19 protein-coding genes are annotated in these 24,080 nt (G+C 71.8%); 6 read left to right on the top strand and 13 right to left on the bottom strand.

Annotation, left to right across the window (positions count from 1 at the left end; all coding sequences use genetic code 11):
- Positions 1-146 precede the first annotated feature (146 nt).
- Positions 147-1,751, top strand: a complete 1,605-nt coding sequence (locus tag ACIHCL_RS20910; protein WP_399863847.1) for an alkaline phosphatase D family protein — start codon at positions 147-149, stop codon at positions 1,749-1,751.
- Positions 1,752-2,088: 337 nt separating this feature from the next.
- Positions 2,089-2,484, top strand: coding sequence for an SSI family serine proteinase inhibitor (locus ACIHCL_RS20905; RefSeq protein ID WP_399863846.1), 396 nt, complete (start codon positions 2,089-2,091; stop codon positions 2,482-2,484).
- A gap of 58 nt (positions 2,485-2,542) precedes the next feature.
- Here ACIHCL_RS20905 and ACIHCL_RS20900 read toward each other — a convergent pair whose 3' ends face one another.
- The 5 genes from ACIHCL_RS20900 to ACIHCL_RS20880 form a co-directional block, all read right to left on the bottom strand.
- Entirely contained in the window at positions 2,543-2,701 is a 159-nt protein-coding gene (locus ACIHCL_RS20900) for a hypothetical protein (RefSeq protein ID WP_399863845.1), read from the bottom strand.
- Between the two features lie 65 nt (positions 2,702-2,766).
- Positions 2,767-3,717 (bottom strand): cytochrome c oxidase assembly protein, encoded by a 951-nt coding sequence (locus ACIHCL_RS20895; protein ID WP_399863843.1) that lies wholly within the window; start codon positions 3,715-3,717, stop codon positions 2,767-2,769.
- A gap of 110 nt (positions 3,718-3,827) precedes the next feature.
- A complete protein-coding gene (locus ACIHCL_RS20890; RefSeq protein WP_399863842.1) occupies positions 3,828-4,853 on the bottom strand; it encodes a 6-phosphofructokinase in 1,026 nt (341 codons plus the stop codon).
- Positions 4,854-4,993: 140 nt separating this feature from the next.
- Positions 4,994-5,725 (bottom strand): type 1 glutamine amidotransferase, encoded by a 732-nt coding sequence (locus ACIHCL_RS20885; RefSeq protein WP_399863841.1) that lies wholly within the window; start codon positions 5,723-5,725, stop codon positions 4,994-4,996.
- Positions 5,726-5,759: 34 nt separating this feature from the next.
- Positions 5,760-6,998 carry a MurT ligase domain-containing protein gene (locus ACIHCL_RS20880; protein WP_399863839.1) on the bottom strand — a complete coding sequence of 413 codons (1,239 nt, stop codon included), beginning with the start codon at positions 6,996-6,998 and terminating at the stop codon, positions 5,760-5,762.
- A gap of 107 nt (positions 6,999-7,105) precedes the next feature.
- Between ACIHCL_RS20880 and def the strand changes: the two genes are divergently transcribed.
- The gene (gene def / locus ACIHCL_RS20875; protein WP_399863838.1) at positions 7,106-7,660 is read left to right on the top strand and encodes a peptide deformylase; all 555 of its coding nucleotides are present in this window, start codon (positions 7,106-7,108) and stop codon (positions 7,658-7,660) included.
- A 33-nt stretch (positions 7,661-7,693) separates the two neighbouring features.
- Here def and ACIHCL_RS20870 read toward each other — a convergent pair whose 3' ends face one another.
- The gene (locus tag ACIHCL_RS20870) at positions 7,694-8,344 is read right to left on the bottom strand and encodes a TetR family transcriptional regulator (protein WP_399863837.1); all 651 of its coding nucleotides are present in this window, start codon (positions 8,342-8,344) and stop codon (positions 7,694-7,696) included.
- Between the two features lie 173 nt (positions 8,345-8,517).
- Here ACIHCL_RS20870 and ACIHCL_RS20865 point away from each other — a divergent pair, with 173 nt between their 5' ends.
- Positions 8,518-9,744, top strand: coding sequence for an acyl-CoA dehydrogenase family protein (locus ACIHCL_RS20865; RefSeq protein ID WP_399863835.1), 1,227 nt, complete (start codon positions 8,518-8,520; stop codon positions 9,742-9,744).
- A gap of 48 nt (positions 9,745-9,792) precedes the next feature.
- On the opposite strand, the gene ACIHCL_RS20860 is transcribed toward ACIHCL_RS20865, so the two are convergent.
- Positions 9,793-10,281 (bottom strand): glutathione peroxidase, encoded by a 489-nt coding sequence (locus ACIHCL_RS20860; RefSeq protein WP_399863834.1) that lies wholly within the window; start codon positions 10,279-10,281, stop codon positions 9,793-9,795.
- Between the two features lie 256 nt (positions 10,282-10,537).
- Between ACIHCL_RS20860 and ACIHCL_RS20855 the strand changes: the two genes are divergently transcribed.
- Complete coding sequence (locus ACIHCL_RS20855) at positions 10,538-10,777, top strand: DUF6011 domain-containing protein (protein WP_399863833.1); 240 nt, start codon at positions 10,538-10,540, stop codon at positions 10,775-10,777.
- A 24-nt stretch (positions 10,778-10,801) separates the two neighbouring features.
- Here ACIHCL_RS20855 and ACIHCL_RS20850 read toward each other — a convergent pair whose 3' ends face one another.
- Positions 10,802-11,674: an acyl-CoA thioesterase gene (locus tag ACIHCL_RS20850; protein WP_399863831.1), complete on the bottom strand. Its 873-nt coding sequence runs from the start codon at positions 11,672-11,674 to the stop codon at positions 10,802-10,804.
- A 47-nt stretch (positions 11,675-11,721) separates the two neighbouring features.
- Positions 11,722-14,235: a DEAD/DEAH box helicase gene (locus ACIHCL_RS20845; protein ID WP_399863829.1), complete on the bottom strand. Its 2,514-nt coding sequence runs from the start codon at positions 14,233-14,235 to the stop codon at positions 11,722-11,724.
- 139 nt (positions 14,236-14,374) lie between these two features.
- On the opposite strand from ACIHCL_RS20845, the gene ACIHCL_RS20840 reads away from it, so the two are divergent.
- Positions 14,375-15,166 (top strand): metal-dependent hydrolase, encoded by a 792-nt coding sequence (locus tag ACIHCL_RS20840; protein ID WP_399863828.1) that lies wholly within the window; start codon positions 14,375-14,377, stop codon positions 15,164-15,166.
- A gap of 248 nt (positions 15,167-15,414) precedes the next feature.
- Here the strand turns inward: ACIHCL_RS20840 and ACIHCL_RS20835 are convergent, their stop codons facing one another.
- The 4 genes from ACIHCL_RS20835 to ACIHCL_RS20820 form a co-directional block, all read right to left on the bottom strand.
- Positions 15,415-17,196 carry an ABC transporter ATP-binding protein gene (locus tag ACIHCL_RS20835; RefSeq protein WP_399863826.1) on the bottom strand — a complete coding sequence of 594 codons (1,782 nt, stop codon included), beginning with the start codon at positions 17,194-17,196 and terminating at the stop codon, positions 15,415-15,417.
- Complete coding sequence (locus ACIHCL_RS20830) at positions 17,193-19,100, bottom strand: ABC transporter transmembrane domain-containing protein (protein WP_399863824.1); 1,908 nt, start codon at positions 19,098-19,100, stop codon at positions 17,193-17,195. The genes ACIHCL_RS20835 and ACIHCL_RS20830 overlap by 4 nt, the downstream gene beginning before the upstream one ends.
- A 207-nt stretch (positions 19,101-19,307) precedes the next feature.
- The gene (locus ACIHCL_RS20825) at positions 19,308-20,705 is read right to left on the bottom strand and encodes a Gfo/Idh/MocA family protein (protein WP_399863969.1); all 1,398 of its coding nucleotides are present in this window, start codon (positions 20,703-20,705) and stop codon (positions 19,308-19,310) included.
- Between the two features lie 338 nt (positions 20,706-21,043).
- Positions 21,044-23,995 (bottom strand): FAD-binding and (Fe-S)-binding domain-containing protein, encoded by a 2,952-nt coding sequence (locus tag ACIHCL_RS20820; protein ID WP_399863822.1) that lies wholly within the window; start codon positions 23,993-23,995, stop codon positions 21,044-21,046.
- Positions 23,996-24,080 lie beyond the last annotated feature (85 nt).

Genomic DNA, 24,080 nt, shown 5'->3' with positions numbered 1-24,080 from the left:
AAGGAATTAAGGACCCGGCGTGCGGTCTTGTGGCGTCTGATCCCCTGTGATATTCACCGTGTGATCAACACAGGTGCGGACGTGAAATCACGCGCCGATCCCATCTCGTACCGGACGGGATTCCGCCCGACGAAGGGACGAGTCGCATGCGAATGAACAGCGGTGCGGGCGACACCAGGGGGTTCGGAAGACGGGCGATGCTCGGCGGAGCGGTCGGCATGGCCCTCGCCACGGCCGGGCTGACCGCGTCCGACGCCTGGGGGGACGCACCCCTGCGGGACGACCCGTTCGCCCTGGGAGTGGCGTCCGGCGATCCGTGGCCGGACGGGGTGGTGCTGTGGACGCGGCTCGCGCCGTGGCCCCTGACCCCGGACGGGACCGGCGGCATGCCCCCGTACGCCGTCGACGTCCAATGGGAGGTCGCCCACGACGAACGCTTCCGGTCCGTCGTCCGGCGGGGGAAGACGCGGGCGGTGCCGGAACTCGCCCACTCCGTCCACGTCGAGGTCACCGGCCTGCGACCCGGACGGCACTACTACTACCGCTTCCGCGCCGGCGGTGTGCACAGCCCCGTCGGCCGCACCCGCACCGCGCCCCCGCCGGACGGCCGTCCCAGGGAACTCGGCTTCGCCTTCGTCTCCTGCCAGGCGTGGTTCGAGGGCTTCTACACCGCCTACCGGCACCTCGCCGAGGAGGACGTCGACCTGGTCCTGCACCTCGGCGACTACATCTACGAGAATCCCATCGACGCCATGGGCGGCGTGCGCGGCGTCCCCGTCGCCGCCGAACTGCGTCCCGAGCCGACGACCCTCGTGCAGTACCGCAACCGCCACGCCCTGCACCGCTTCGACCCCGACCTCATCGCCGCCCACCGGGCCCATCCGTTCGCCGTCGTCTGGGACGACCACGAGGTCGAGGACAACTGGGCGCGCGACCGGTCCAAGGCCGACGACGAACCCGACCAGGACCCGGCGGCCTTCCGGCAGCGGGCGGCGGCGGCCTTCCAGGCGTACTACGAGCATCTGCCACTGCGGCTGGGAAACAGACCGAAGGGCTTCGAGGCCCGGATGTACCGCCGCCTGCGCTACGGCCGGATGGCCACCTTCCATATCCTCGACACCAGGCTCTTCCGCGACGACCAGCCCTGCGGCGACGGCATCAGGAGCGGCTGCGAGGAACGGCTCGCACCCGGCCGGACCATCCTCGGCCCGGAGCAGGAGCAGTGGCTGTACCGGGGCCTCGGGCGCTCCGGCACCACCTGGAACATGATCTCCCAGCAGATCCCGGTCTCGCAGGTCGACACCGAGCCCGGCCCCGGCCAGTCCTTCGTGATGGACTTCTGGGACGGCTACGTCGACGCGCGCAGGCGGTTGTTCAAGGAGATCACCGACCGTTCCGTGAACAACCCCGTCGTGCTCACCGGAGACATGCACCGCCACCTCGCCGCCGACCTCAAGCGCGACTTCGGCGACCCGGATTCCCCCACGCTCGGCGTCGAGTTCGTCGGCTCGTCCATCTCCACCTCGAAGGACGGCATGGACCTCGACCCGTCCGGCGCCCGGATCCTCGCCGCGAACGAGCACATCAAGTTCACCAACTTCCAGCGAGGGTACGTGCGCTGCTCGCTCACCCGGGAGCGGTGCCGGGCCGACTTCCGGGTGCTCCCGTACGTCACGGCCCCCGGCGCCCCCGTCTCGACCCGCCTCTCGCTCGTGACCGAGGCGGGCCGCCCCGGGGTCCGGCCCGCCTGAGCGGTGCGGGGCCATGCCGGGGGAGAAGCGGGCCGGGGCGGGGCCCGGACCCGGCCGCACCGGGAGAAGCCGTGGTCCGGGCGGTGCCGGGGCGCGTGGTCCGCACGGGTGGACGCGGGGCGCGCGGCTCCACGGGCGGGGCTCCCGCCGGTGTCCGTTGCTCCGCAGGGGTGCACGGGCCGCCCCCGGACGGGGGAGTAGCGGCGCGGCGCCTTGGACCGTGCGAACCCCCGCGAGCACCATGCGGGGTTCCCCGACGGCCGGGCGTCCCGATCACCCCGGGGACACGCCCGGCCGGCCGGGAGACACCCCGTGCCCCAGCCAGAGGAGAACCCGGATGCGCCTGCACGCCGTACTCGCCACCACCGCCCTGCTCGCCCTCACCGCCGCGGCACCCGCGACGGCCGCCCCGTCCGTGGGCCCGGCGCCCGAGGGCGACCTCTTCCTCACCGTCTCGGGCGGCGGGCACACCTGGATCCGAGGCGTCGGACTGGTCTGTCCGCCCCGGCCGGGCGGACACCACCCGCACACGGCCGCAGCCTGCGCGGACATCGCGGCGGCCGGCGGCGATCTCGACGCCCTGCCCGGTGACCCGCACCTGTGCACCAAGGAGTTCGACCCGGTGACGGCCGAGGCCACCGGTATCTGGGACGGGCGCCGCGTCTCCTGGCGCAGGACGTTTTCCAACGCCTGCGAACTGGACGTCGCCACCGGACCGGTCTTCCGCTTCTGAACCGGCCCCGGGACCGCAACGCGCCTCCTTCCGGGCCACCCGCCCGGAAGGAGGCGGCTCAGGACCGGTGCATCGCGGCCATCCCCAGAGTGATCAGCCCGAGCACCACCCAGCCGAACCAGAGCCAGCCACTGCTTCCCAGCGCCACGGTGTACGCGGTGACCGCCACCAGGGCGACCGTCGTGAGCACTCCCATGGACTTCGTGGACCCGGACATGTCCGCACCCTCCTCACCGGCCCCGCGGCCGTGGGTGCCATCCTCGCCCGGAGGCGGGCCCGCCGCTACCGTCCGCGCGCCTGCAGGGAGGCGAGATAGGCGTTGTACGCCTGAAGCTCCTGGTCGCCGTCCCGATCCGCCGCACGGTCGGAGCGCCTCGCCGCCCGCTGCTCGGAGCGGTACCACTGGAAGACCAGGGCGATCAGCACCAGCACCGAGGGGATCTCGCTGAACGCCCAGGCGATGCCGCCCGCCGCGCTCTGGTCGCTCAGCGCGTCGATGCCGAGCGAGGCCGGGGGATGCTGGTACGTCTCGACCATCGGCGTCGTGGCCATCATCAGCGCGATGCCGAAGAAGGCGTGGAACGGCATCCCCGCGAACAGCTCCAGCATCCGCATCACATAGCCCGGCCGGTGCGGGCCCGGGTCGACGCCCATGATCGGCCAGAAGAACACCAGGCCGACCGCGAGGAAGTGCACCATCATCGCGACATGCCCGGTCTTCGACCCCATCAGGAAGTCGAACAGCGGCGTGAAGTACAGCGCGTACAGGCTGGCGATGAACATCGGGATCGTGAAGACCGGATGCGTGATGACCCGCATGTACCGGCTGTGCAGCAGCTTGAGCAGCAGCTCGCGCGGTCCGGTGCGGCCGCGGCCCGCGACCGGAAGCGCGCGCAGCGCCAGGGTCACCGGAGCGCCCAGCAGCACCAGGATCGGCGACAGCATGCTGATCACCATGTGCTGCACCATGTGCACGCTAAACATGACCATGCCGTAGTCGTTGAGCTTGGTGCACATCACCAGGGCGATGCTCAGCACGCCGGTGACGAAGAAGAAGGTCCGGCCGACCGGCCACGCATCCCCGCGTCCCCGCAGCCGCAGCACGCCGTACCCGTACAGGACGAGTGCGAGGAGGCAGCCGATGAGGAAGAACGCGTCGGGGGAGAACTCGAGCCCCCGTTCCAGCGTGAACGGCGGCAGGTCCATGTTCATGCCGTGCCCGCTGTGATCCATCTGTTCACTCCCGCTGGGGACGTCCCCGATACGCGCCGGTTGTCCCGACCAGGGTAGAACCGCCCCCGGTCACGGTTGCGACCGGGGGCGGCTATGCGTGGCGGAGATCGTCAGAGCACGCACTCGGCCTCGGAGTACCGCTCGGCCGGCACCGTCTTCAGGGTCTCGACGGCCCGCGCCAGCGGCACCATCGTGATGTCCGTGCCGCGCAGCGCCGTCATCATCCCGAACTCGCCGCGGTGCGCCGCCTCCACCGCGTGCCAGCCGAAACGGGTGGCGAGGACGCGGTCGTACGCCGTCGGGGTGCCGCCACGCTGCACATGGCCGAGGATCACCGGGCGGGCCTCCTTGCCCAGGCGCTGCTCCAGCTCGGTGGAGAGCTGCGTCGCCACTCCGGCGAACCGCTCGTGCCCGTAGACATCCGTGGCGCCCTGCTCGAACTGCATGGAGCCCTCGCGCGGCTTGGCACCCTCCGCGACGACGACGATCGCGAACTTCTTCCCGGCCGAGAAGCGCTTGCCGACCAGCTCGGTCAGCTCGTCGATGTCGAAGGGCCGCTCCGGCACGACAATGGCGTGCGCCCCGGCCGCCATGCCCGAGTGCAGGGCGATCCAGCCGGTGTGGCGGCCCATGACCTCGACGATCAGCACCCGCTGGTGCGATTCCGCGGTGGTCTTGAGCCGGTCGAGTGCCTCCGTGGCGACCCCGACGGCGGTGTCGAAGCCGAAGGTCACGTCGGTGGCGGCGATGTCGTTGTCGATGGTCTTCGGCACGCCGACGATCGGCAGGCCCGCCTCGGACAGCAGATGGGCCGCCTTCAGCGTCCCCTCTCCGCCGATCGGGATGATCACGTCGAGACCGAGGTCCGCGACGTGCCCCCTGGCCTGCTCGACGCCGCCGCGCAGATGGGCGGGCTGGACCCGGGAGGAACCGAGGATCGTGCCGCCGCGCGCGAGGATGCCGGCGACCGAGTCGAGGTCGAGCTTGCGGTAGTCGCACTCCAGGAGCCCCTTCCACCCGTCGTGGAAGCCGATGACCTCGTCGCCGTGGTCGACCACCGCGCGGTGCACGACGGACCGGATGACGGCGTTCAGGCCGGGGCAGTCGCCGCCGGAGGTGAGCACACCAATTCGCATTGCCCGGGAAACCTTTGCAACGTGGGCCGACGGCCGGACCCCGTCGTCCGGCTGGATCCCCGCCACCCTACCGGCGTGCGGTGGCGGGGCCGAACCGGGCGTCCGCCTGCTGGACGCTGCTCAGCTGAGCGGAAAACGCCTCATGAGGCGGGCTGGGTCGCCGCGGCGATGCGCTCGGCGCGCAGCGCCTCGTACCAGCGGTCGTCCGCCGGGGGCAGGGCGTTGACGTCCAGCGCCAGTTTCAGCAGCAGGTCCGCGATCAGCGGGTTGCGCGCCATCACGGGCCCGTGCATGTACGTGCCGAAGACGGTGTCGTTGTACGCGCCCTCCGTGCCGTCCCCGGTGCCGTTGCCCCGGCCGAACTGCACCCGGGCGAACGGCCGCGCCGCCGGCCCGAGGTGGGTGACGCCCTGGTGGTTCTCGAACCCGGTCAGCGGCGGCAGACCGAGCCGCGGGTCGATGTCGGCGAGCACGTCGCCGACGCACCGTTCCCCCTCGCCGCGGGTGGAGACCACGTCGAGCAGCCCGAGGCCGGGCTCGCGCTCGCCGAGGTCGTTGATGAACTCGTGGCCGAGGATCTGGTACCCCGCGCAGACCGAGAAGATGATGGCGCCGTTGGAGGCGGCCCGGTTCAGCCCGCCGTCCCGGCGCAGCCGCTCGGCGGCGAGGCGCTGCGGCCGGTCCTCACCGCCCCCGACCAGATAGATGTCGCCGGACGTCGGGATCGGCTGGTCGCTGCGCACGTCGACGCGCTGGACCTCCAGGCCGCGCTGCCGGGCCCGGCGCTCGACCACCAGCACGTTGCCCTGGTCGCCGTAGGTGCTGAGGAGGTCCGGGTAGACCCAGACCACGCGCAGACCGTTGTTGCTCATGCTTCGTCCTCTCCGGAGGTGGCCGGGACCGGGGTCAGTTGCCGACACGGCGGCGCAAGTCCTGGAAGGCGGTGTAGTTGGCGATGACCTCGATCCGGCCGGGCGGGGCCTGTTGCACGGCCTCGTCGAGGCTCTCGCAGACCCGGAAGTCGACACCGGCCACCTCGAGCCGCACCGCGAGGTCCAGCTTGCGGTCGCCGAGCACGAAGATCGGGTGGCCGGCGAGCTGGGTGTAGTCCACGTCCCACAGCCAGGAGGTGTCCGTGCCGTCCGCCCCGCGGGCGTTGACGGACAGGACCACCGGGCTGGGCGGCGGGTCGATCAGGGAGAACGTCTCCAGCCAGCCCGCCGGGTTCTTCGCCAGCAGCAGCCGCAGCTCGCGGCCCTGGAAGGTCACCACGTCGTAGCGGCCGGCGACGGCCTGTACCTGGTACATGCGCTCCAGCGCGACCTGCGGCGGCACACCGAAGACGGCGGCCACGGCGGCGGACGTGGCGGCGTTGGCCTTGTTGGCGCGGCCGGGCAGCTGGAGGCGGATGGGCCAGGCGGAACCGTGCGGGTCCAGGACGTAGTCGCCGTGCAGCACCCAGCTGGGGGCCGGGCGGCGGAATCCGCACTCGCCGCAGAACCAGTCGTCACCGGGGCGCTGCATCACACCGCCGCAGGACGGGCAGGACCAGGCGTCGTCCTTCCATGCCTGGCCGGCCGCCACCCACACCACGTTGGGGGACGAGGACGCCGCCCAGACGATCAGGGGGTCGTCGGCGTTGGCGACGATCACGGACTTCGAGCCGGACAGACCCTCGCGCCATTTCTCCGCGAGCATCCGGGTCTCCCCGGCGCGGTCCAGCTGGTCGCGGGAGAGGTTGAGCAGGGCGATCACCTTGGGCGTCGTGTCCCGCGCGACTCCGGCGAGGTACTTCTCGTCGACCTCTATCACGCCGTACTGCGCGTCCGAGCCGCCCGCCAGCGCCGAGGTGATGCCCGCGGGCATGTTCGCGCCGAGCGCGTTGGACACGACCGGGCCCGCGGCCCGGAGGGCCTCGGCGATCAGCCGGGTCGTCGTCGTCTTGCCGTTCGTCGCCGACACGAGGATCACGTCCAGGTGCTGCGCCAGCCGCCCCAGCAGGTCGGGGTCGAGTTTGAGCGCCACCCGGCCGCCGATCACCGATCCGCTGCCGCGCCCCGCGGCACGCGACACCGCCGCCGCGGCCCTACCCGCCGTCACGGCCAGCTTCGCCCGCGGCGACAGCGGCTCCGTGTTGCCTGCCATCGTCCTAGATCCTCCTTGCATCGGTCCGCGCACCAGCCTATCGATGTCCGGTGCGAGGACCGCACCTCGGCACCGTGGGGAAGGGCGCGGGCCCGGCGGAACGTACGATGGCCGCCATGCGAAAACGCCCGATCCCCGGCAGTTCCGGACTGGTTCGCGCCATGAGTCTGTTCGGAGATCCGGTGCTGCACGGCGTCTGCGAACCCGTCACGGACTTCGGCCCGTCGCTCGCCCGCCTCGTCGAGGACATGTACGCCACCATGTACGCGGCCCGCGGTGTGGGGCTCGCGGCCAATCAGATCGGTGTCCCGTTGAGGGTGTTCGTCTACGACTGCCCGGACGACGAGGACGTCCGGCACCTCGGACACGTCGTCAACCCGCGACTGGTCGAGGCGGACGGCGTCACCGTGCGCGGCCCGGAGGGCTGTCTCTCGCTGCCCGGAGTCGAGGCAGGCACCCAGCGCTTCGACCGGGCCGTCGTCGAGGGCGTGACCATCGGGGGCGAGCCGGTCCGGGTCACCGGGACCGGCTTCTTCGCCCGCTGCCTCCAGCACGAGTGCGACCACCTCGAAGGCAGGGTCTACACGGACCGGCTCACCGGGCTGCGCCGGTCCAGGGCGCTGCGCGCGGCCCGCCGGGCACCCTGGGCGCGGGACGGCTGACCGGGGCGCGGGGAGTCCGGAGGGTCCCTTTCCTCAGAAACCCGGGCCCTCGGGCCGGTCGTCCACGGCGGCCAGCCTGCCCCACAGCAGATCCGCCAGGCTCCAGACCAGCTGCTCGCGGGAGCAGGGGCGCTCGCCCAGCCACCAGTCACCCGCGGCGTGCATCATGCCGACGATGCCGTGCCCCCAGATGCGGGCCGTCGCCTCGCCGTCCGGGCCCAGGTCCACCCGTTCGACGATCACCTTGGCGAGTTCCTCGCCGAGCCTGCGCAGCAGCGGGGCGGAGTGCCGCCCCACGTCGAAGCCCCGCTCGACCGAGACCGCCGAGTCGTCGGACGGGTGCATCAGGAAGCGGTACACCTGCGGCCGGGCCTCGATCGCCGCGAGGTAGGTGTCGAGCGTCGACTCCACGCGCCGACGGCGCTCGGCGGGCGCGTCGAGCGCCGCCCGCAGGGCGATCAGCAGGGCGTCGGTGTGGCGCTTGGCGAGGGCGCGGTAGAGGCCGCCCTTGTCGCCGAAGTGGCGGTAGAGGATGGGCTTGGTGATCCCGGCCTCCGCCGCGATGGCGTTCATCGAGGCGCCCGGTCCGTCCCTGAGTACCACGCGGTCGGCGGCCTCCAGCAGCTCGCGGCGGCGGTTCTCGGCCGCTGTCCGCTGCCGCTCGGCCCGTGGTGTGGTTTCCATGTCGCCCTCTCCCCGCCCCTGCCGTGCCATTGCGTCCTGCCTGCGCAAAGTAACACCCTGCTCCGGGGCCGCGTGGATCGGCACCCGAGTGGTTGACAGAGGCTACTTGGCGGTAACAGACTGCTGTTACCGTCGGTAATGGCGGATTTCCAGTGCAGTACCCGGAGGGGACGATGGCCGATTTCACGCTCGAACTCAACGACGACCAGAAGCAGGTCCGCGACTGGCTGCACGGCTTCGCCGCCGACGTGATCCGCCCGGCGGCTTCGGAGTGGGACGAGCGTGAGGAGACGCCCTGGCCCGTCATCCAGGAGGCGGCCAAGGTCGGCATCTACTCCCTCGACTTCTACGCCCAGCAGTTCTTCGACCCCACCGGGCTCGGCATCCCGATGGTGATGGAGGAGTTGTTCTGGGGCGACGCGGGCATCGCCCTGTCGATCGTCGGTACGGGCCTGGCGGCCGTGGGCGTCCTCGCCAACGGCACCGAGGAGCAGATCGGCACCTGGATCCCGCAGATGTACGGGGACGCCGACGACGTCAAGGTCGCGGCCTTCTGCTCCTCCGAACCGGACGCGGGCTCCGACGTCGCCTCGATGCGTACCCGAGCGGTGTACGACGAGGCGAAGGACGAGTGGGTGCTGAACGGCACCAAGACCTGGGTGACCAACGGAGGCATAGCCAACGTCCACGTCGTCGTCGCGGTGGTCGATCCCGGGCTCGGCTCCAAGGGGCACGCCTCGTTCATCGTGCCGCCGAACACCCCCGGCCTCTCCCAGGGCCAGAAGTTCAAGAAGCACGGCATCCGGGCCTCGCACACCGCCGAGGTCGTCCTGGAGGACGTGCGGGTCCCCGGGCACTGCCTGCTCGGCGGCAAGGAGAAGCTCGACCAGCGGCTGGCCAGGGCCCGGGAGCGCGCCGCGTCCGGCGGCGAGCGGGTGAAGAACGCGGCGATGGCCACCTTCGAGGCGTCCCGGCCCGCGGTCGGCGCCATGGCCGTCGGCACCGCCCGCGCCGCCTACGAGGTGGCGCTGGACTACGCGAAGACCCGCACCCAGTTCGGCCGGCCGATCATCGACAACCAGGGCGTGGCCTTCCAGCTCGCGGACATGCGCACGCAGATCGACGCGGCCCGGCTGCTGGTCTGGCGGGCGTCCTGGATGGCCACCACCGGAAAACCGTTCACCTCGGCCGAGGGCTCCATGTCCAAGCTCTACGCGAGCGAGACGGCCAAGAAGGTCACCGCGCAGGCCGTGCAGATCCTCGGCGGCAACGGCTTCACCCGCGAGTACCCGGTCGAGCGGATGCACCGGGACGCGGCGATCTACACCATCTTCGAGGGCACGAGCGAGATTCAGCGCCTGGTGATCGCCCGCAGCCTCTCGGGCATGCAGATCCGCTGACGCGGCGCGCGGGCCCGCACCGCCCGCGGGCCCGCGCGGAGCAGGCCGTCAGGCGGGCAGCTGGGCCTCGATGGCGGCGACGAGCTCCGGGGACTCCGGATCCGTTCCCGGACGCAGCCGCGCGACGGGTTCGCCCGTCGGCGAGACGAGGAACTTCTCGAAGTTCCACTGGACGTCACCGGCCTCGCCGTCCGCGTCCGCCAGCGCGGTCAGTTCGGCGTAGAGCGGATGGCGGCCCTCGCCGTTCACCTCGGTCTTCTCCAGCAGCGGGAAGGTGACCCCGTACGTCGTCGAGCAGAAGGTCCGGATCTCCTCCGCACTCCCCGGCTCCTGACCGGCGAACTGGTTGCACGGCACGCCGAGCACGGTGAAGCCGCGGTCCGCGTACGTCTTCTGGAGCCGTTCCAGACCCGCGTACTGCGGGGTGAGACCGCACTGGGACGCGACGTTCACCAACAGGACCGCCCGGCCGCGGTACTCGGCCAGGGAGGTGGGTGCGCCGGCGAGGGTGCGCAGGGGGATGTCGTACAGCGTCATGGGCGCTCCTTGTGAGGGTGGTTTCCAACCGCCATTGTCCTGCCCGAGAGTTGACCGGCACGAACTCGAACGCGGCATGGGCCAGGGGGGAGACCCGGCGCCCACCGGCACCGGACCTGCCGGAAAGCGCCCGGCCGGCCATCGGATCTCCGCACCGCCGCAGGGCAGCGGGCCGGGTGAATTTGCTGCTCGGGGCCGTCCCACGCGCGCCGCCCAGAACTCGCGCAGGGGACGGGCGGGCTGAGAGGATCCTGCCGTGGACCCCGCGGAACCCCTCTTCGAACCAGGTGCCGAGCCCGCGTCCGAGGACGGCGCATCCGGCCGCCCGGACCTCCGACGGGTGGTGCGCTGCCGCCTGTGCGGCCGCCCTCTGACCGGCACGGAATCACGGCGCACCGGCCTTGGCCCCTCCTGCGACGCCAAACTGCACCCAGTGCCACCGGACATCCGCACCCGCCGCCACGAGGTCGAGCAGGACCCGCTGCCCGGCGTCTGAGCTCCGCCCCGGGTGGGGCGGAGCTCAGCCGTCCAGGGCGCGGAAGAGTCCCTCCTGCACCACGGACACCAGCAGATTGCCCGCACGGTCGTAGATCCGGCCCCGCGCCAGCCCACGACCGCCCGTCGCGATCGGCGACTCCTGGTCGTAGAGGAACCACTCGTCCGCCCGGAACGGCCGGTGGAACCACATCGCGTGGTCCAGGGACGCCATGTCGAAGCCGCGCGGACCCCACAGCGGTTCCACCGGGATCCGGACCGCGTCGAGCAGCGTCATGTCGCTGGCGTACGTCAACGCGCAGGTGTGCACCAGCGGATCGTCGCCCAGCGGCCCGACCGCGCGCATCCACACCGCGCTGCGCGGATCGGCCCCTCTCACCTCGTCCCGCGTCCAGCGCAGCCGGTCGACGTAGCGGATGTCGAACGGCTGGCGGCGGGCCATCCGCTCCAGCGCCTCCGGCAGTGCCCCCAGATGCGCGCGCACCTCCTCCGCGACGGTCGGCAGCTCCTCCGGGCCGGGGACCTCCCGGGCGGGTGGCAGCTGATGCTCGAAACCGGCCTCCTCCGGCCGGTGGAACGACGCCGTCAGGCTGAAGATCGTCCGGCCCTGCTGCACGGCCGTCACCCTGCGGGTGGTGAACGACCGCCCGTCCCGGATGCGTTCCACCTGATAGACGATCGGCACCCCCGGACACCCCGGGCGCAGGAAGTACGCGTGCAGCGAATGCACCGGCCGGTCCCCGTCGGTGGTCCGGCCGGCCGCGACCAGCGCCTGCCCGGCGACCTGGCCGCCGAACACCCGCTGCAACGACTCGTGGGGGCTGCGCCCCCGGAAGATGTCGACCTCGATCCGCTCCAGGTCGAGCAGGTCGACCAGACGCTCGGCGGGGTTCGTCATGCGGTTCGTCTCCACATCTCGCGGCGCGGTCTCCACGGTGTACGCCCTCACAGCTGACCGACGGAGGTGACCCGGACGACGGCCCGGCCCTCCTCGTCGGAGGCGGCCAGATCGATCTCCGCGCCGATGCCCCAGTCGTGGTCGCCGTTCGGGTCCGCGAAGGTCTGCCGGACCCGCCACAGGCCGTGCGCGGGGTCCTCCTCGATCTTCAGCAGCTTCGGCCCGCGCGCGTCCGGACCGGTGCCCAGGTCGTCGTACTCGTCCCAGTACGCGTCCATCGCCTCGCCCCAGGCGTCCTCGTCCCAGCCGGACTCGCCGTCGAGCTCGCCCAGCTCGGCGACCTTGTCCAGCGCGGCCAGTTCGACCCGGCGGAACATCGCGTTGCGTACCAGCACCCGGAACGCGCGGGCGTTGGCCGTGACCGGCTTCACCTCGTCGGCCTTCTCCTGCGCCTCCTCCGCGGTCTCCAGCTCCGGGTTGGCGAGCTGCTCCCACTCGTCGAGCAGGCTGGAGTCCACCTGGCGGACCATCTCGCCGAGCCAGGCGATCAGGTCCTGGAGGTCCTCGGACTTGAGGTCGTCCGGGATGGTGTGCTCCAGAGCCTTGTACGCGCTCGCGAGGTAGCGCAGCACGATGCCCTCGGTGCGGGCCAGCTCGTAGTGGGAGGTGAACTCCGTGAACGTCATGGCCCGTTCGTACATGTCGCGGATCACGGACTTCGGCGACACCGGGTGGTCGCCCACCCAGGGGTGGCTCCTGCGGTACACGTCGTACGCGTGCCACAGCAGCTCGCTCAGCGGCTTCGGGTACGTGACCTCCTGGAGCAGCTCCATCCGTTGCTCGTACTCGACGCCGTCCGCCTTCATCTGCCCGACCGCCTCGCCGCGCGCCTTGTTCTGCTGCGCGGCGAGGATCTGCCGGGGGTCGTCGAGCGTCGACTCGACGACGGACACCATGTCCAGGGCGTACGAGGGGGAACCGGGGTCCAGCAGGTCGAACGCGGCGAGCGCGAAGGTGGACAGCGGCTGGTTGAGCGCGAAGTCCTGCTGGAGGTCGACGGTGAGCCGCACGATCCGGCCCTCCGCGTCCGGCTCGTCCAGCCGCTCCACCACACCGCCGTCCAGCAGCGAGCGGTAGATCGCGATGGCCCGGCGGATGTGGCGCAGCTGCGCTTTGCGCGGCTCGTGGTTGTCCTCCAGGAGGCGCCGCATCGCCTCGAAGGCGTTGCCGGGGCGCGCGATCACGGACAGCAGCATGGCGTGCGTCACCCGGAAACGGGAGGTCAGCGGTTCGGGCTCGGACTGGATCAGTTTGTCGAAGGTGGTCTCCGACCAGGCGACGAAGCCCTCGGGGGCCTTCTTGCGGACGACCTTGCGCTTCTTCTTCGGGTCGTCGCCCGCCTTCTTGACCGCCTTCTCGTTCTCGATGACGTGCTCGGGCGCCTGCGCCACGACGAAGCCCGCCGTGTCGAACCCGGCCCGACCGGCACGGCCCGCGATCTGGTGGAACTCACGGGCGCGCAGCGTGCGCACACGGGTGCCGTCGTACTTGGTGAGGGCCGTGAACAGGACCGTGCGGATGGGGACGTTGACGCCGACGCCGAGTGTGTCCGTACCGCAGATCACCTTGAGCAGACCGGCCTGGGCGAGCTTCTCCACCAGGCGCCGGTACTTCGGCAGCATGCCCGCGTGGTGCACCCCGATGCCGTGCCGCACGTAGCGCGAGAGGTTCCGGCCGAACTTGGTGGTGAAGCGGAAGTTGCCGATCAGATCGGCGATCTTCTCCTTCTCCTCCTTCGTGCACATGTTGATGCTCATCAGCGACTGCGCCCGCTCGACGGCCGCGGCCTGGGTGAAGTGCACGATGTAGACGGGCGCCTGCCGGGTGTCCAGGAGCTCGGTGAGGGTCTCGGTGATCGGGGTCAGCCGGTACTCGTAACTGAGCGGGACCGGTCGGGTCGCCGAGCGGATCACGGAGGTGGGGCGGCCGGTGCGGCGGGTCAGGTCCTCCTCGAACATCCTGACGTCGCCCAGCGTGGCCGACATCAGGACGAACTGGGCCTGAGGCAGCTCCAGCAGCGGGATCTGCCAGGCCCAGCCGCGGTCCGCCTCGGCGTAGAAGTGGAACTCGTCCATCACGACCTGGCCGATGTCCGCGTACCTGCCGTCGCGCAGCGCGATGGAGGCCAGCACCTCGGCCGTGCAGCAGATCACCGGGGCGTCGGCGTTGACCGAGGCGTCGCCGGTGAGCATGCCGACGTTCTCCGTGCCGAACAGCTTGCACAGGTCGAAGAACTTCTCCGAGACCAGCGCCTTGATCGGCGCGGTGTAGAAGGTGACCTTGTCCTGGGCCAGCGCCGTGAAGTGGGCACCCGCCGCGACCAGGCTCTTTCCGGAGCCGGTCGGCGTGGAGAGGATCACGTTCGCACCGGAGACCACCTCGATCAGTGCCTCCTCCTGAGCGGGATAGAGGGTGATGCCCCGGGTCTCGGTCCATGAGGAGAATGCCTCGAAGAGGGCGTCGGGGTCGTCGGTCGGGGGCAGCTGATCGATAAGGGTCACGCCCCCCATCTTGCCTGCCTTCCGCCCGGATGAGGGAACCGGACGACCGTATGAAGATCACGGACGATACGCTTCCCACTCAACTCGGCCGCGCCGCGGCGGCCATGGCGGTGGAACGAAAATGGGGGCGGGAATCACCATGATGGGACCGGCACACTCGCTGTCCGGGGCGGCTGCCTGGCTGGGGGTGGGTGCGGCGGTCTCGGCGACGGACCACCCGATGCCCTGGCCGGTGCTCGTGGTCGGGGCGCTGATCACCGCCGGAGCCGCCCTCGCCCCGGACCTCGACCACAAGTCGGCGACGATCTCCCGCTCGTTCGGACCGGTCTCGCGGTGGCTCTGCGAGGTGGTCGACACGCTCTCGCACGCCGTGTACAAGGCGACCCGGGGCTCCGGCGACCCGCGCAGGAACGGCGGCCACCGGACCCTGACCCACACCTGGCTGTGGGCGGTCCTGGTCGGCGCGGGGGCCTCCGCCGCGGCGATCACCGGCGGCCGGTGGGCGGTCCTGGGGATCCTCTTCGTCCATCTGGTGCTGGCCGTCGAGGGACTGCTGTGGCGGGCCGCCCGGATGTCCAGCGACGTACTGGTGTGGCTGCTCGGCGCGACCAGCGCCTGGCTCCTGGCGGACGTCCTGGACCAGCCGGGGAACGGATCGGACTGGCTGTTCACCGCCCCCGGTCAGGAGTACCTGTGGCTGGGACTGCCGATCGTGCTCGGTGCCCTCGTCCACGACATCGGTGACGCGCTGACGGTCTCGGGCTGCCCGATCCTGTGGCCGATACCGGTGGGCCGCAAGCGCTGGTATCCGATCGGACCGCCGAAGGCCATGCGCTTCCGGGCCGGCAGCTGGGTGGAGCTGAAGGTGCTGATGCCGGCGTTCATGGTGCTCGGCGGGCTGGGCGGGGCGGCGGCGCTGAACGTCATCTGACCGCCGCGACGGCATGTGGCCGTCGTACCGGACGGCTCCCCGGCCGACGTGAGCCGCCGGGACGGCCGGGCCGGACCGAGGGAGGGACGGGCGGCGGGCCGTGCGGCCGGGCCGCGAGGGACGGTAGGGGGCCGGGGCTCGCGGGCCGCAGGCGGCGTGGGCGGAGGCGCCGACCGCGGGAGCGGCCGGCACCTGGTCGCCCCCGTCAGCCGTGCCGGCCCGCGAGGCCCCGGCCCCTCGGCAGACCCTCAGCCGTGCCAGGACCGCCACAGTGCCGCGTACGCGCCGTCGGCCGCCACCAGCGCGTCGTGGCTGCCCAGCTCGCTGATCCGGCCGTTCTCCACCACCGCGATCACGTCCGCGTCGTGTGCGGTGTGCAGCCGGTGGGCGATCGCCACGACCGTGCGGCCCTCCAGCACCCCGGCCAGCGACCGTTCCAGATGCCGGGCGGCGCGCGGGTCCAGCAACGACGTGGCCTCGTCCAGCACCAGCGTGTGCGGGTCGGCCAGGACCAGCCGGGCCAGAGCGATCTGCTGGGCCTGGGCCGGGGTCAGCGCCAGACCGCCGGAACCGACCCCGGTGTCCAGCCCCTCGTCGAGGGCTCGCGCCCAGCCGTCGGCGTCGACCGCCGCGAGCGACGCCCACAGCTCGGCGTCCTCGGCCTCCGTGCGCGCCAGCAGCAGATTGTCCCGCAGCGACCCGACGAACACATGGTGCTCCTGGTTGACCAGCGCCACGTGCGTCCGCACGTCCTCCGCCCGCATCCGCGACAACTGCGCGCCGCCGAGGGTGATCCGCCCCGTGCGCGGGGAGTAGATCCCGGCCAGCAGCCGGCCCAGAGTGGACTTGCCCGCCCCGGACGGGCCGACCAGCGCGAGACGCGTGCCGGGCGCCACGTCCAGGGACACCCGGTGCAGGACGTCCAGCCCGGCGCGGTATCCGAAGCGCACCTCGTCGGCCCGCACGTCCCGGCCGTCCGGGACGACCTCGGCATCGCCCGCGTCCGGCTCGATGTCCCGCACGCCGACCAGCCGCGCCAGCGACACCTGAGCCACCTGCAACTCGTCGTACCAGCGCAGGATCAGCCCGATCGGGTCGACCATCATCTGCGCCAGCAGAGCGCCCGTCGTCAGCTGCCCGACGGTGAGCAGCCCCTCGAGCACGAGCCAGCCGCCCAGCATCAGCACCGCACCGAGGATCAGCACATAGGTGACGTTGACGACGGGGAACAGCACGGAGCGCAGGAAGAGCGTGTACCTCTCCCACGCGGTCCACTGCCGGATGCGCGTGTCCGACCGGGCCACCCGGAGCGCACCCAGACGGTGGGCCTCCACGGTCCGCCCGGCGTCCACCGTCTCCGCGAGCGCCCCCGCGACCGCCGCGTATCCGGCGGCCTCCGAACGGTACGCGGAGGGCGCCCGCCGGAAGTACCAGCGACAGCCCAGGACCAGCAGCGGCAGGGCGACCAGGACGGAGAGGGCCAGCGGAGGAGCCGTCACCGTGAGCGCGGCGATCAGCAGCCCGGCCCACACCACGCCGATCGCCAGCTGCGGCACGGCCTCGCGCATCGCCTCGGCCAGCCGGTCGATGTCCGTGGTGATCCTGGAGAGGAGATCGCCCGTCCCGGCGCGCTCCAGCACACCCGGTGGCAACCGCACCGACCGGACGAGGAAGTCCTCGCGCAGATCGGCCAGCATCTCCTCACCGAGCATCGCGCTGCGCAGCCGCATCAACCGCGTGAACACGGTCTGCACGACCAACGCCAGCGCGAACACCCCGATCGTGCGCTCCAGACGCAGGTCCTCGACGCCGTCGGCGAGGTCCTGGACCAGTCCGCCCAGCAGGTACGGGCCGACGACCGAGGCGATCACCGCGACGGCGTTGAACACGATGAGCAGCGCGAACGGCCCACGATGGCGCCGCAGCAGCTCCCTTACATAGCTCCGTACCGTGGCGGGGGTGCCCACCGGCAGGGTCGTCGCCGACTCCGGCGCCGCCGGGTCGTACGCGGGTCTCGCGACGCCGATCATGCCCGTTCCTCGATTTCCTCGGTCGTCCTGTGCGGGCCCCGGGCGGCCCGGTCCGCGATCTCCTCGTCCGTCTCACGCGTGACCACCGCCCGGTAGCGCGGCTCCGCGTGCAGCAGTTCACGGTGCGCTCCGACCGCGACGACCGTGCCCCGGTGCACCAGCGCCACCCGGTCCGCCAGGTCGAGCAGCAGCGGCGAGGAGGCGAACACCACGGTGGTGCGTCCCCGGCGCACCTCCTTGATCCCGGTGGCGACCCGGGCCTCCGTGTGGGAGTCGACCGCCGAGGTCGGCTCGTCGAGGACCAGCACCTCGGGGTCCGTCACCAGGGAACGCGCCAGGGCGAGCCGCTGGCGCTGCCCGCCCGAGAGCGAACGGCCGCGCTCGGTGACGCGTGCCGTCATCGGGTCGCCGTCCGAGGCGGTGGACGTCTGTGCCAGCGCGTCCAGCACATCACCGCACCGGGCGGCCGACAGCGCCTCCTCGGCGGACACCCGGCCGGACGAGGGGACGTCCAGCAGTTCGCGCAGCGTGCCGGAGAGCAGCACCGGGTCCTTGTCCTGGACCAGTACGGCGGTACGGGCCGAGTTCAGCGGGAGTTCGTCCAGGGCCACGCATCCGAGGAGGACGGACGGCGTCGCCGGTCCCGTCGCCGCGCCGGCCGTCGCACGTTCCGTCACACGCTCGGCCGGGCCCCCGTCAGGGCCGGTGCCGGTCGCCGCGGTGTCCGCGCTCGTGCCCGTTCCCGCGTGGGCGTGGCCGCCGAGCCGTTCGGCCAGGCGGCCCGCCTCGTCCGGATCGCCGCAGACCACCGCGGTGAGCAGGCCGGCCGGCGCCAGCAGCCCGGTGACCGGGTCGTACAGATCGCCGGAGGGTGCGGCGGCGCCTGTGCCGGTGGGCGCGGGCAGGTCGGTGCGGTGCAGCGACAGCACCCGCACCGCGCGGCGGGCGGAGGGCCGGGAGAACGAGTACGCCATCGCGATCTCCTCGACGCGGCGCAGAGGGAACAGCATCAGTGTCGCCGCGCTGTACACCGTGACGAGCTGGCCGACCTCGATCCGGCCGTCGCGGGCCAGCGCCGCCCCGTACCCGACCAGGCAGATCAGCAGTACCCCCGGAAGCAGGACCTGGACCGCCGAGATCAGCGACCACATCCGTGCGCTGTGCACCGCCGCCCGGCGGACCTCCTGCGAGGCACGGCGGTAGCGTCCGAGGAACAGTTCTTCGCCGCCGATCCCGCGCAGCACCCGTAGCCCGGCGACGGTGTCCGAGGCCAGTTCGGTCGCCCGTCCCGCCTTCTCGCGCTGGACATCGGCACGCCGGGTGGCCCGGGGGAGCAGCGGCAGCACGGCCAGGGCCAGCAGCGGCACGGCGAGCGTCACCAGGACCCCCAGCGAGGGCAGATAGACGACGAGCGCCGTGCAGATCAGCACGATGGCGGCGACGGCCGCGATGAAACGGGAGAGCGCTTCGACGAACCAGCCGATCTTCTCGACGTCACCGGTGGACACGGCGACGACCTCGCCCGCGGCGACGCGGCGGGTCAGTGCCGAACCCAGCTCCGCGGTCTTGCGCGCCAACAGCTGCTGTACGCGTGCGGCCGCGGTGATCCAGTTGGTGACGGCGGTCCGGTGGAGCATGGTGTCGCCCAGTGCGAGCAGCACACCCAGGGCGGCGACCAGCCCGCCCGCCCAGGCGAGCCGGGCGCCTGAACGGTCGACGGCCGCCTGCACCGCGAAACCGACCGCGGGCGAGAAACCGGCCAGCGCGCACTGGTGGAGCAGCCCCCACCCCATCGCCTTGAGCTGGCCGCGGAGTTGACCGCGCCCCAGCCAGAGCAGGAATCGCGGGCCCGAGCGGACGTCGGGGACGCCGGGATCCGAGTACGGAAGATCGCGAATCTTCATGACGTCCCAGGGGTCGGTGCCGGACAGTTCGGAGAAAGCCGCAAACCGCCCCAGGGTCACCCCGGCATGTCGGCCGGAGCAATCGAATTTCCCCGGAACCGCCGCCGGAGCCGCCGCCGGACGTGCCTCCGCCGCGCTGCCGGCGGGGGAGAAGGGCTGCGGGGCCCGGCCCGCGCGGGCCGGGCCCCGCAGCCCGCGTACCACCCGTCAGGTCTCCTCCGGCTTCTCCGAGTCCATGCCGGAACGGGCCTTCTTCCACTCGCCGCGGGTGAAGTCCGGGATCTGCTGGGGCGTGCCCTTCGCCTTGATGGACAGATGGCTGAGCGGGACCGGCGCCGTCCAGGTCGCCGCGTCGTACACGTCGAAGTCCGGGACGAGCCCGAGCCGCATGCACTGCATCAGCCGGAAGACCAGCAGGTAGTCCATCCCGCCGTGCCCGCCCGGCGGATTGGCGTGCTCCTTCCAGAGCCAGTGGTCCCACTCGGCGTAGCGGGAGAAGTCGCCCCAGGCATCGTTCGTGTGGTCGGGCTCGATGTAGATGCGCGCCGGATAGTCCTCGAAGACGCCCTTCGTCCCGCCGAGACTGTTGATCCGCGAGTACGGGTGCGGAGTCGACACATCGTGCTCCAGCCGGACGACCCGGCCCTTGGCGGTCTGGACGAGGCTGATCGTCCGGTCGGACTCGATGTAGGTCTCCTTCCAACTCGGGTCGCCCGGCGGCATGTTGTTCCTGCGGTATTCGGCGAGCCCCATCGAGGGGGAGCCGACGCTGGTGATGCTGACCGCGCGGTCGCCGCGGTTGATGTCCATGTAGTTGGCGACGGGACCGAAGCCGTGGTTGGGGTAGAGGTCCCCGCGCAACCGGGTGTGCCACAGCCTGCGCCACGGGCCCTCGTAGTACGTCGGATCGAACATCAGGCCACGCAGGTCGTGGTTGTACGCGCCGGCGCCGTGCAGCAGATCGCCGAAGAGCCCGGCGTGCGCCATGTGCAGCACCCGCATCTCATTGCGCCCGTAACAGCAGTTCTCCAACTGCATGCAGTGGCGCCTGGTGCGTTCGGAGAGGTCGACCAACTCCCAGAGCTCGTCCAGCCGGAGCGCGATCGGGCACTCCACGCCGACGTGCTTGCCGTTGAGCAGAGCGGTCTTCGCCATCTCGAAGTGGAAGTCCCAGGGCGTCGCCACATAGACGAAGTCGATGTCGCCGCGCCGGCACAGGTTCTCGTAGTCGTCCTCGCCGTTGGCGTAGACGGCGGGTGACGGCTGACCCGCGGCGGTGACCTTCGCCGCCGCCCGTTCGGCCTTGTTCCTGACCGGGTCGCAGACGGCGACCACCCGCACGCCCTCCATGGCGAGAAAGAGGTCGATCATGCCGCTGCCGCGGTTGCCGAGCCCGACCAGCCCGACCCGGACGGTGGAGCGCCGCTCGAACGGCACCCCCACCATGGTGCGCCCCTGGCGCCGCGGCGAGGACGCCTGTTCCGTGCCGGGCGCCTCCGGGCTTCGGGCGGGGGAGGCGGACGCGGCCCCGGCGCCGAGACCACCGAGCGCGAGCCCGGCACCGGCAACCGAGGCGGTCGACCACAGGACGGAGCGGCGGCTCATCGAGCCCGGATCGCCGCTCGCCGCACCGTGGGGCCCGGCGCCCCCGGGCCGTGTACCGTCGTGCTGCGTGCCGTCGTCATGCTGTGCTGCGTCGTTCATCGATCCTCCAGAAGGGGGGTCTGACGTGCGCGGCCGATGTACGAACCTCGTGGAGGACCTTGGACGTCGAGCCCGCTGACGCGCAAGGGGCGCGACTGGACTCCTGATTTCAAACCATGGACTTTCGCGCCATGCGAAAGCCGGGTGGGTCCGTCCAGACCGGACCCACCCGGCGGGTGAGGACTTCGACGGGGCCGCCTGACGACCGGACGCGAGCTCTCGTCCGGGGGCCCTCGCCGTCACCGCACGACCGCTCCCGGACGCGTCGCGCGCTCCAGCTCCATCAGCACGGAGTAGTACGAGTGGCCCGTGGCCCGGTCCATGCCGATCTCGCACATGCGGTTGGCGGAGAGGTACGCGTCGTACTCCCGGGTGTTCACCTCGGCCGCCTCCTTGACCGTGGCGGACGCCGTCAACTCCTTGTGCAGCATTCCGCGGTCGCCGGCGAAGGCACAGCACCCGGCGTCGTCGGGAATCACGACCTCCTCCGCGCACGCCTCCGCGACCGAGCGCAACTGCTCCACGTCGCCCAGGTGCTGCATGGAACACGTCGGGTGCAGCACCGCCGAACCGACCTTCCGGAGCACCGTCAGCTCGGGGAGCAGTTCGTCGGCCGCCCAGACCAGGGAGTCGACGATGGTCAGCTCCCGGTGCAACTCCCTGTTGTCGTCGGTGAGATAGGGCACCACCTCGTCCGCGATGCCCAGGGTGCAGGACGAGGCGTCGACGACCAGGGGAAGCCTGCCGCCCGCGGTCCAGCCCCAGGCCGCTTCCACGATGCGGTTGGCCATCACGGTGTTGCCCTCGTCGTACCCCTTCGAGTGCCAGATCGTCGCGCAGCAGGTGCCCGCGACGTCGTCCGGGATCCACACCGGCTTCCCGGCACGGGCGGAGACGGCGACGACGGCCTGCGGCAGCGACGGACCGCGGTGGCCCTCGGGGCCGCCGAAGATGCGGTTCACGCACGCCGGGTAGTAGACGGCCTTCGCCCCGGCGCGGGAGGTGCGGGGCAGCTTCCGGGCGGCGGCGCCGGGGGTCTCGGGCAGCCACTCCGGCATCAGGTCGGGGCGTACGGCCTTGCGGGCGAGCCCGGTGATGGTCTCCAGAGGTCCGTCGCCGAGCCGGTCGCCGATCCGGTCGGCCGCGGCGATCGCGAGCCGGGCCGCCGCCTCCACCGCCTTGAAGTTCTTCGCGGTGAGCGCCGCGACCCGCTCCTCGCGCGGCGAGTGCCGGCGGTGGCGGAAGTCCTTCATCATGGCGCCGGTGTCGATGCCGACCGGGCAGGCGAGCTTGCAGGTCGAGTCGCCCGCGCAGGTGTCGACGGCGTCGTAGCCGTAGGCGTCCAGCAGGCGCGACTCCACGGGGGAGCCGTCCGGCTGCCGCAGCATCTCGCGGCGCAGCACGATGCGCTGGCGCGGGGACGTGGTCAGGTCGTGGCTGGGGCAGGTGGGCTCGCAGAAACCGCACTCGATACAGGGGTCGGCGATCGCCTCCACCGTGGGGATGGTCTTCAGCCCGCGCAGATGGGCCTTCGGATCGCGGTCGAGGACGATGCGCGGGGCCAGCACCCCGTCGGGGTCGATGATCTGCTTCGTGCGCCACATCAGCTCGGTCGCCTTCGGGCCCCACTCCAGCTCCAGGAACGGGGCGATGTTGCGCCCGGTGGCGTGCTCCGCCTTCAGGGAGCCGTCGAAACGCTCTACCGTCAGCCGGCAGAAGTCGTCCATGAAAGCGGCATAGCGGTCGACGTCGGACGGCTGCGCCGCGTCGAAGGCGAGCAGGAAGTGGAGGTTGCCGTGCGCCGCGTGTCCGGCGACGGCGGCGTCGAAACCGTGCTCCGCCTGGAGCGCGAGCAGGGCCTCGCAGGCGTCGGCCAGTCGGGAGGGCGGCACCGCGAAGTCCTCGGTGATCAGCGTCGTCCCCGAGGGGCGTGAGCCGCCGACCGCGGTGACGAACGCCTTGCGCGCCTTCCAGTAGCCCGAGATGACCTTCGGGTCGCGGGTGAACTCGTTGGTCACCGAGGCCACCGGCGCGATCAGGTCGAGCTTCTCGACGACGGCCGCGGCGGCCCGCTCGTACGCCTCCTGGCCCGTTTCGTCCGGCGCCCGGAACTCCACCAGCAGTGCCGTGGTCTCCTTCGGCAGCTCGGCCCAGTCCGCGGGCACGCCCTGGACGCTGATCGACGCGCGCAGGGTGTTGCCGTCCATCAGCTCGACGGCCATCGCCCCCGCCTCGTTGAACCGCGGCACGGCCGCCGCGGCGGCGGTCAGGGAGGGGAAGAACAGCAGGGCGGTGGAGACGCGGCGGTCCAGCGGAAGCGTGTCGAAGACGACCTCGGAGATGAAGCCGAAGGTCCCCTCGGAACCGACCATCAGCCCGCGCAGGATCTCCACGGGCGTCGCCCCGTCCAGGAAGGCGTCGAGGCGGTAGCCGTTGGTGTTCTTGATCTCGTACTTGGCGCGGATGCGAGCGGTCAGCTCGGCGTCCGCCTCGATCTGCGCCTTCAGCGCGAGCAGTTCCTCGCAGAGCCCGGGCTCGGCCCGGGCCAGGTCCTCGTCCGCCGAGGGGGCGCCCGTGTCGACGACCGTGCCGCTCGGCAGCACGAACGTGAGGGAGGAGACGGTGCGGTACGAGTTGCGCGTCGTGCCCGCGGTCATGCCCGAGGCGTTGTTGGCGACGACTCCGCCGACCGTGCAGGCGATGGCGCTGGCCGGGTCGGGGCCGAGCAGCCGGCCGTACCGGGCGAGCGTGGCGTTCGCCCGCATGATCGTCGTGCCGGGGCGGACACGGGCCCGCGCACCGTCGTCCAGCACCTCGATGCCCGCCCAGTGGCGGCGTACGTCGACGAGGATGTCCTCGCCCTGGGACTGGCCGTTCAGGCTGGTGCCCGCCGCCCGGAAGACCACCTCGCGGCCGTTGTCGCGGGCGTACGACAGGATCGCCGAGACGTCGTCGGCGTCCTCCGGGACCACGACGACCTGGGGGACGAACCGGTAGGGGCTGGCGTCGGAGGCGTACTTCACCAGGTCGGAGACCTTCCACAGCACCTTCTCCGGGCCCAGCAGGCCGATCAGCGCACTGCGCAGCGGTTCGGGCGTGCCCGAGGACCGCCGGTCGGGGACCCGGTCCGGAGACGGCGTACGCACCGCACCGGGACGGAGTGCTTCGGGCTTCGGCTCCAGCAGCGGCATGTCGGACTCTCCTCGGCGGTTCTGTTCTGTTCGGTCCGGCACGTCCGACCGGTGGGTATCGGGCACCCCTCGGACGTACATGCGT

Source organism: Streptomyces sp. NPDC052042, from assembly GCF_044548345.1.
GTDB lineage: Bacteria > Actinomycetota > Actinomycetes > Streptomycetales > Streptomycetaceae > Streptomyces.
Note: the sequence above shows the minus strand (reverse complement) of the source record. Positions and strands in the feature narration are given on the sequence as shown.

Bases quoted from the DNA above. Each gene is read 5' to 3' on its own strand.
- ACIHCL_RS20910 (WP_399863847.1), top strand. From the start codon at position 147: ATGCGAATGAACAGCGGTGCGGGCGACACCAGGGGGTTCGGAAGACGG.
- ACIHCL_RS20905 (WP_399863846.1), top strand. From the start codon at position 2,089: ATGCGCCTGCACGCCGTACTCGCCACCACCGCCCTGCTCGCCCTCACC.
- ACIHCL_RS20900 (WP_399863845.1), bottom strand. From the start codon at position 2,701: ATGTCCGGGTCCACGAAGTCCATGGGAGTGCTCACGACGGTCGCCCTG.
- ACIHCL_RS20895 (WP_399863843.1), bottom strand. From the start codon at position 3,717: ATGGATCACAGCGGGCACGGCATGAACATGGACCTGCCGCCGTTCACG.
- ACIHCL_RS20890 (WP_399863842.1), bottom strand. From the start codon at position 4,853: ATGCGAATTGGTGTGCTCACCTCCGGCGGCGACTGCCCCGGCCTGAAC.
- ACIHCL_RS20885 (WP_399863841.1), bottom strand. From the start codon at position 5,725: ATGAGCAACAACGGTCTGCGCGTGGTCTGGGTCTACCCGGACCTCCTC.
- ACIHCL_RS20880 (WP_399863839.1), bottom strand. From the start codon at position 6,998: ATGGCAGGCAACACGGAGCCGCTGTCGCCGCGGGCGAAGCTGGCCGTG.
- def (WP_399863838.1), top strand. From the start codon at position 7,106: ATGGCCGCCATGCGAAAACGCCCGATCCCCGGCAGTTCCGGACTGGTT.
- ACIHCL_RS20870 (WP_399863837.1), bottom strand. From the start codon at position 8,344: ATGGAAACCACACCACGGGCCGAGCGGCAGCGGACAGCGGCCGAGAAC.
- ACIHCL_RS20865 (WP_399863835.1), top strand. From the start codon at position 8,518: ATGGCCGATTTCACGCTCGAACTCAACGACGACCAGAAGCAGGTCCGC.
- ACIHCL_RS20860 (WP_399863834.1), bottom strand. From the start codon at position 10,281: ATGACGCTGTACGACATCCCCCTGCGCACCCTCGCCGGCGCACCCACC.
- ACIHCL_RS20850 (WP_399863831.1), bottom strand. From the start codon at position 11,674: ATGACGAACCCCGCCGAGCGTCTGGTCGACCTGCTCGACCTGGAGCGG.
- ACIHCL_RS20840 (WP_399863828.1), top strand. From the start codon at position 14,375: ATGATGGGACCGGCACACTCGCTGTCCGGGGCGGCTGCCTGGCTGGGG.
- ACIHCL_RS20835 (WP_399863826.1), bottom strand. From the start codon at position 17,196: ATGATCGGCGTCGCGAGACCCGCGTACGACCCGGCGGCGCCGGAGTCG.
- ACIHCL_RS20830 (WP_399863824.1), bottom strand. From the start codon at position 19,100: ATGAAGATTCGCGATCTTCCGTACTCGGATCCCGGCGTCCCCGACGTC.
- ACIHCL_RS20825 (WP_399863969.1), bottom strand. From the start codon at position 20,705: ATGAGCCGCCGCTCCGTCCTGTGGTCGACCGCCTCGGTTGCCGGTGCC.
- ACIHCL_RS20820 (WP_399863822.1), bottom strand. From the start codon at position 23,995: ATGCCGCTGCTGGAGCCGAAGCCCGAAGCACTCCGTCCCGGTGCGGTG.